A 329-nucleotide genomic window follows, 5' to 3' on the forward strand; every position below is an offset into this window, starting at 1 on the left:
TTCTGTGTCGATACCTTCAACATCCAGTTCGACAACAATATGCAGACCCAGCGTTGCATCGGTACCGGTTCGGCGTTCGCCGGCGCGAATATTCCGACAACCTTTACGCCGTCCGGGCAGATCACGCTTTCTTGGTCAAAAGCTGCGTGGGAGCTCTATAAGAAAACGTTCACCGGCGAAACGGTACCGTTTAGCTTTACGCTGGAGAATGCTGAAGGCGCATATACCTTCTATTTCCCGGAAGTGCAGATTTCCGGTGACTGGCCTGATGCTGGCAGTACTGACATTGTTCAGGTTCAGCTGGATATCACAGCAGCCAATACGCCGCC

General features: G+C 52.6%; 1 protein-coding gene. It reads left to right on the forward strand.

Annotation, left to right across the window (positions count from 1 at the left end; genetic code table 11):
* Positions 1-329 (forward strand): phage tail tube protein (locus VZP09_RS07150; protein WP_328794993.1); only part of this gene is annotated, 329 nt, incomplete at both ends.

Source organism: Klebsiella sp. EMBS2024 (assembly GCF_036233805.1).
Taxonomy (GTDB): domain Bacteria; phylum Pseudomonadota; class Gammaproteobacteria; order Enterobacterales; family Enterobacteriaceae; genus Klebsiella; species Klebsiella pneumoniae.